We start from the raw sequence: 6610 nt of genomic DNA on the forward strand, positions 1-6610 counted from the left end.
CCTTATTCAATCAGTTGAGCTTCTTTGAGCGCGCCGACGGCAGTGAGCCAGCGCGGGTCCTGGCGATATTCGGTGCCGGCGAACGACTGCCCGCGCATCCGCGCAATACGCGGCGAGGGTTTAACCTTCATGCGCTGGGCGGCGGTCAGGGCCAGTTCCGCAGCTGCGCGGTCATTGCACACCAGGCCCATGTCGCAACCGGCGGTCAGCGCGGCTTCGATACGGCTGGCAGCATCGCCGACCACGTGGGCGCCGGCCATGGAAAGATCGTCACTAAAAATGACACCGTCGAACTGCAACTCGCCACGCAGGATGTCCTGCAACCAGCGCCGGGAGAAACCGGCCGGCTGGGCATCGACCTGTGGATAAATAACGTGGGCCGGCATGACGGCGGCCAATTGCTTGCTCAGTCGAGCGAACGGCACCAGGTCGTTGGCACGGATTTCGTCGAGGCTGCGCTCGTCATTGGGGATGGCGACGTGGGAATCCGCCTCGGCCCAACCATGACCAGGGAAATGCTTGCCGGTGGCGGCCATGCCAGCGCTGTTCATCCCGCGGATGAATGCACCGGCGAGCAAGGCGGCGCGCTCGGGATCGCCTTCGAACGAGCGGGTGCCGACCACGGCGCTGCGCTGGTAATCCAGGTCCAGCACCGGGGCGAAACTCAGGTCGAGGCCGACGGCGAGCACTTCGGTGGCCATGATCCAGCCGCACTGTTCGGCCAGGTATTCGGCATTCGGGTTGTCCGCAATGGCACGCATGGCCGGCAGCCGCACGAAGCCCTGACGCAGCCGCTGAACCCGACCGCCCTCCTGATCCACCGCCAGCAGCAGATCAGGGCGAACGGCGCGGATCGCGGCGCTCAGCTCGCGCACCTGGCGCGGGTGCTCGATGTTGCGGGCGAAAATGATCAGGCCGCCCACTTCGGGCTGGCGCAACAATTGGCGATCTTCGGCCGTCAGCCAGGTACCGGCGACGTCCACCATCAACGAGCCTTGCAGGCCAGCAGTCATAGGGATTCCTTGAAAACGATAAAACCGGCTCGCACCTGTTCGCCGCCGTGGGCTGTGCCCGGCAGGTCGGCGATATCAATGGGGAGCGGGTTCAGAACGAGAGTCGGCATGGGCAGCTAGCTTAGCGGATGTCAGCTGCCGCGCCCACCCGTGTGCGGTCAAACCTTGGCGGCAACCGGTGTCGATTTGCTACGAGGGCGCAATTGCGCAGTGGCCATGGCCGTGTCGGTGACGCCGGTTTCGGCACGCATGCCGGCGGCCAGGAACGGCACCATCAGGCGCATGACCTGCTCGATGGAGGTGTTGACGCCGAAATCGGTCTCGGCAATCGCCCGCAGCGCCTTGATCCCGGACATGCTGAACGCGGCGGCGCCGAGCATGAAGTGCACGCGCCAGAACAGTTCGATCGGTGGAATACGCGGCGCGGCTTCGTTGACCAGCATCATATAGCGACGGAAAACCTTGCCGTACATGTCTTCCAGATAACGACGCAAGTGTCCCTGGCTCTGACTGAAGGCCAGGCCCAGCAAACGCATGAAGATAGAGAGATCGTTGCCGCTGCGTGGCTGAACCACCAGGGCTTGCTCGACAAGGATTTCCAGCAGCTCTTCAAGCGTCGGTTTGTTTTCCGGCTTGGCCTGACGCCGCTCCAGCTCTTTATCGAGGCTGATGCAGAACGGACCGAGAAACCGCGAGAACACTGCCTGGATCAGCGCCTTCTTGGAGCCGAAATGATAGTTCACCGCTGCCAGGTTGACCCCGGCCTTGCTGGTGATCAAACGCAACGAGGTTTCGGCGAAACCTTTTTCCGCGAACAACTGCTCGGCAGCATCGAGAATGCGTTCAACGGTTTCCGACTGGGCCATGGCTACTCCGCCTGACAAACACTTGTTTGAAACATACGTTTCAGCCTGTGCATTGTCAAGCCTGCCGGTTCGTTTTGGGAATGGTCGGTCAGCTATTTAACCATACAACCCGGTGTCGTTAATCAGCGAGCTGACTGACCGTCCAGCGGCGAGGGAAAAAAGGGGCATTGCCAAGACGCTTTCACTGTATATAATCCCAGTCACTGTATAAAAAGACAGAGCGATCAATATGCTAAAGCTGACGCCACGCCAAGCAGAGATTCTGGCCTTCATCAAACGTTGCCTCGAAGACAACGGCTACCCGCCGACCCGTGCGGAAATCGCTCAGGAACTGGGTTTCAAATCGCCGAACGCGGCGGAAGAACACCTCAAGGCGCTGGCCCGCAAGGGTGCAATCGAAATGACACCGGGCGCCTCCCGCGGCATCCGCATTCCCGGTTTTGAAGCCAAGGCCGACGAATCCACCCTGCCTATCATCGGCCGTGTGGCTGCCGGCGCGCCAATCCTGGCCCAGCAACACATCGAAGAATCCTGCAACATCAATCCGACGTTTTTCCATCCCCGCGCCGACTATCTGCTGCGGGTGCATGGCATGAGCATGAAGGACGTGGGCATTTTCGACGGCGACCTGCTGGCCGTCCACACCACCCGTGAAGCTCGCAATGGCCAGATCGTGGTAGCGCGGATCGGTGATGAAGTGACCGTCAAGCGCTTCAAGCGCGACGGCAGCAAGGTCTGGCTGATTGCCGAAAACCCTGAGTTCGCCCCCATCGAAGTCAACCTGAAAGATCAGGAACTGGTGATCGAAGGCTTGAGTGTCGGCGTGATTCGCCGCTAAAGGAGGCTTTATGCAGTTCCCACACACACCACAGCAAGCCCAACTGCCGTTGTTCGAGGCATTCATGGCGCAACCGCTGGCGCCGATCCTGAAAGACGTGGTCGAGTCGCCCTGGAGCGCAGAGCCCGAGTTCTTCAGTGAGCTATCACTGCGTGGTGCAGCAGGGAGCTGCCTGAATCTCCTGGCGCCGATTCTTCGGGAATTGAGCCAGGACCAGGATGCACGCTGGTTGACCCTGATCGCCCCGCCCGCCAGCCTGACCCAGGCCTGGTTGCGGGACGCCGGCCTCAACCGCGAACGCATCCTGCTGCTGCAACCCCGCGGCACCCAGAGTGCTCAACAGTTGACCTGCGAAGCCTTGCGTTTAGGCCGCAGTCACACGGTCGTCAGCTGGCTCAACCCGTTGAATGCCGCCTCGCGGCAACAGTTGATCAGCGCCGCCCGCACCGGGGACGCTCAAAGTCTGAATATTCGACTGGGCTGATTGACATTCAATGTGCGCTTCGAACAGCGCCAGGCTTCTCCAGGGATAGAGAAGCCGATCTGTAGCGGTATCAGCAGAAACCGACGGACGGGATCAATGAAGGATCCGCGGCTCTTCATCTTTGTTGAATTCGCCTTCAACCATGCGCCCTGCCATCTGCACACCGACGCTCAACATCGCCTTGGCGACTTCCACGTGATTGCCTTGCAGGAACGCTTTGGCGTCCTCGGAGAAATCCAAAGTAACCAGAGAACCCTCGTCCTCGGCTCTGCGCAGCTCGATTCGGCCGTCTGGTAACTCAACAATTTCTAGAAAGGACGTTGGCATAAAGGTCTGTTCTCCACGAAAGGCGGGGATTATATAGGCATCGGCCAGGCTTCGCTCGGGATCTTGACCAGAAGTCATCACGATGAAATATCTGTTAGCAATCATCCCTGAACGGACAGCCCACCGGGTCATCCGTCACATCAGTCAGTCCATCAGCACTCGTTCAGCCCTTCACGGAAGCGGATCGCCAACCCCTTAAGGTTCTGACGCCAGCTCTCCAACTCCTCTCGACTCAACTCTTGAGGCGCCTCTTCTTCATCCAGGTTAACCGCCATGATCAATGGCTGCGTCACGTCGCCCTTCGGTTTGTGCGGAACCCGTGGCGGCTGAAACAGTGCGGCATGGGCTGCAAGCAGCTTGGCCAGCCAGGTTTCCGAATTACCCGCCAACTCAACCATCTCGGCCATTTCAGGAATGGCGATAGCGTCCAGCACCTCACGGGTCAGCAACATCTCCGCGCGCGGCGCATTGGCTTGAGGCAAGCGATAGAAACCGGCAATTTCATGGCACAGCCCCAGTAACGCGCCATAGAGGTGAAACAGCGCAGATTCTCGCCCGGCCTGAATCAACGCCAAGGAGTTCATCGCCCGCCCCTCTTCGGCCCTGGCAAGTGCTTCGAGCGACAGGCCGGCGAAGTAAATTTTCTGGTTGGTACGGGTATAGAGTTCGTGGGCCATGACGGCAGCCTCCACAGCGAAATAATTGCGTCACACAGACCCGACAGTGTCGTGGATCACCCAAGCCGACCGCAAGCCCAAAACAAAAGGCCGCATGAAAATCCGAGGATTGTCATGCGGCCTTTTGTGTACAGCTTCTTTTAAGCTTTAGCGGCTGGACGCTTGTCTTCAACCGTCCACTTACCGCCGTCGTAGTACGCCTTCCAACCCGTCGGCTTACCGTCGACTTCAGTCTGCACGTACTGCTCTTTGGTTTTGCGGCTGTAACGGATCACGGAAGGCAGGCCATCCGGATCTTTCTTCGGCGCTTCGCAGAGGAAGTGGTACTTAGGATCGATCTCATCCTTGTGCGGCACGATCTCGATCACCAGCGGAGCACGGGTCTCGCGGTTTTTCGGGAACTGACTCGCCGCCAGGAACAGGCCGGACGCCCCGTCGCGCAGGATGTAGGTGTCGTTGACCTTTTCGCATTTCAGCTCAGGCATTTTCACCGGATCCATCTTCGGCGGCGCCGCATCACCGCTTTTCAGCAGTTTGCGGGTGTTCTTGCAGGTTGCATTGGTGCAACCGAAGAACTTGCCGAAACGGCCGGTCTTGAGCTGCATCTCGCTGCCGCACTTGTCGCATTCCAGGCTCGGACCTTCGTAGCCCTTGATGCGATAACTGCCCTCTTCGATTTCGTAGCCGTCGCAGTCCGGGTTGTTACCGCAGATGTGCAGCTTGCGCTTCTCATCCAGCAAGTAAGCGTCCATCGCCGTGCTGCAGATCGGGCAGCGGTGCTTGCCGCGCAGCACCAGGGATTCCGACTCACCCTCGTCGTCCGCGGCGATTTCGTCGCCCGGCACCAGGTTGACGGTGGCCTTGCAGCGTTCTTTCGGCGGCAAGCTGTAGCCCGAACAGCCGAGGAACACGCCAGTCGATGCGGTACGAATCTGCATCGGACGCCCGCACACCACGCACGGAATGTCAGTCATCACTGGCTGGTTGGCACGCATGCCGCCTTCAGCGCTTTCGGCCACTTCGAGTTTCTTCTTGAAGTCGCCGTAGAACTCGTCGAGCACGTTTTTCCAGTCGCGTTCGCCTTGGGCCACGTCATCGAGGTTCTCTTCCATGCCGGCAGTGAAGCCGTAGTCCATGAGATTGGAGAAGCTCTCGGCCAGACGCTCGGTGACGATATCGCCCATCTTTTCCGAGTAGAAACGACGGTTGTGCAGCGCCACGTAGCCGCGATCCTGGATGGTCGAAATGATCGCCGCGTAGGTCGAAGGACGACCGATGCCGCGTTTTTCCATTTCTTTTACCAGGCTCGCTTCCGAGTAACGGGCTGGTGGCTTGGTGAAGTGCTGGGTCGGATCAAGCTTGATCAGCTTCATCGCGTCGCCCTGGGCCATGTCTGGCAGCACGTCGTCATCGCCTGGCTTGGCGATTTGCGGCATGACGCGGGTGTAACCGTCGAACTTCAGGATGCGGCCCTTGGCACGCAGCTCGAAATCACCGGCACCCACGGTCACCGTGGTCGACAGGTACTGCGCAGGCAGCATCTGGCAAGCGAGGAACTGGCGCCAGATTAGCTCGTAGAGCCGCTCAGCATCACGTTCCATGCCCGACAGCTTGCTTGGCTCGGTATTGGCGTCGGAGGGACGAATCGCTTCGTGAGCCTCCTGCGCGCCTTCCTTGCTGCTGTAGACGTTCGGGTTTTCCGGCAGGTACTTCTTGCCGAACTCGCCTTCAATATAAGTACGCGCCATCGTCACCGCATCAACCGAGAGGTTGGTGGAGTCGGTACGCATATACGTGATGTAGCCCGCTTCGTACAAACGCTGGGCCATCATCATGGTTTTCTTCACCCCGAAGCCCAGGCGGTTACTCGCGGCCTGCTGCAGGGTGGAGGTGATGAACGGTGCCGACGGCTTGCTGCTGGTCGGTTTGTCTTCACGCTTGACGATGCTGTAGCTGGAAGCCTTGAGTTTTTCCAGCGCGGCCATGGCCTGGGTTTCATTGAGCGGCTTGAAGGCTTCGCCTTTCTCACGAGCCACGTCGAAGCGCACGGTGGCGCCCTTGGTGGTGCCGAGATCAGCGTGGACTTCCCAGTACTCTTCCGGGTTGAACGCGCGGATCTCACGCTCACGCTCAACAACCAGTTTGACCGCAACCGACTGCACGCGGCCGGCGGACAGGCCGCGAGCAACCTTGGCCCACAGCAGCGGCGAAACCATGTAACCCACCACGCGGTCGAGGAAACGACGCGCCTGCTGGGCATTTACACGATCGATATCCAGCTCGCCCGGCTTGGAGAAGGCTTCCTGAATCGCCTTCTTGGTGATTTCGTTGAACACCACGCGCTTGTAGCGGCTGTCGTCACCACCGATGGCTTCGCGCAGGTGCCAGGCAATGGCTTCCCCCTC

The 6610-nt window shown here is 59.8% G+C and carries 7 protein-coding genes; 2 read left to right on the forward strand and 5 right to left on the reverse strand.

What is annotated here, in order from left to right:
- Nucleotides 1-2 precede the first annotated feature (2 nt).
- A complete protein-coding gene (nagZ, locus tag ACIQY3_RS19525; RefSeq protein ID WP_403022295.1) occupies nucleotides 3-1013 on the reverse strand; it encodes a beta-N-acetylhexosaminidase in 1011 nt (336 codons plus the stop codon).
- Nucleotides 1014-1171: 158 nt separating this feature from the next.
- Entirely contained in the window at nucleotides 1172-1879 is a 708-nt protein-coding gene (locus ACIQY3_RS19530) for a TetR/AcrR family transcriptional regulator (RefSeq protein WP_105339557.1), read from the reverse strand.
- A gap of 229 nt (nucleotides 1880-2108) precedes the next feature.
- On the opposite strand from ACIQY3_RS19530, the gene lexA reads away from it, so the two are divergent.
- On the forward strand, nucleotides 2109-2717 hold the full coding sequence (lexA, locus tag ACIQY3_RS19535) for a transcriptional repressor LexA (RefSeq protein ID WP_054054288.1): 609 nt from the start codon (nucleotides 2109-2111) through the stop codon (nucleotides 2715-2717).
- A gap of 10 nt (nucleotides 2718-2727) precedes the next feature.
- Complete coding sequence (gene sulA, locus ACIQY3_RS19540) at nucleotides 2728-3201, forward strand: SOS-induced cell division inhibitor SulA (RefSeq protein WP_403022298.1); 474 nt, start codon at nucleotides 2728-2730, stop codon at nucleotides 3199-3201.
- A gap of 93 nt (nucleotides 3202-3294) precedes the next feature.
- Here the strand turns inward: sulA and ACIQY3_RS19545 are convergent, their stop codons facing one another.
- The 3 genes from ACIQY3_RS19545 to topA all read right to left on the reverse strand — a co-directional run.
- Nucleotides 3295-3528, reverse strand: a complete 234-nt coding sequence (locus ACIQY3_RS19545; protein WP_054054325.1) for a hypothetical protein — start codon at nucleotides 3526-3528, stop codon at nucleotides 3295-3297.
- Between the two features lie 152 nt (nucleotides 3529-3680).
- Complete coding sequence (locus ACIQY3_RS19550; protein ID WP_054054292.1) at nucleotides 3681-4205, reverse strand: DUF6586 family protein; 525 nt, start codon at nucleotides 4203-4205, stop codon at nucleotides 3681-3683.
- Nucleotides 4206-4345: 140 nt separating this feature from the next.
- A partial coding sequence (topA, locus tag ACIQY3_RS19555; protein WP_403022300.1) for a type I DNA topoisomerase occupies nucleotides 4346-6610 on the reverse strand: 2265 nt, incomplete at its 5' end.

Source organism: Pseudomonas sp. NPDC096950 (assembly GCF_044762525.1).
Classification (GTDB): domain Bacteria; phylum Pseudomonadota; class Gammaproteobacteria; order Pseudomonadales; family Pseudomonadaceae; genus Aquipseudomonas.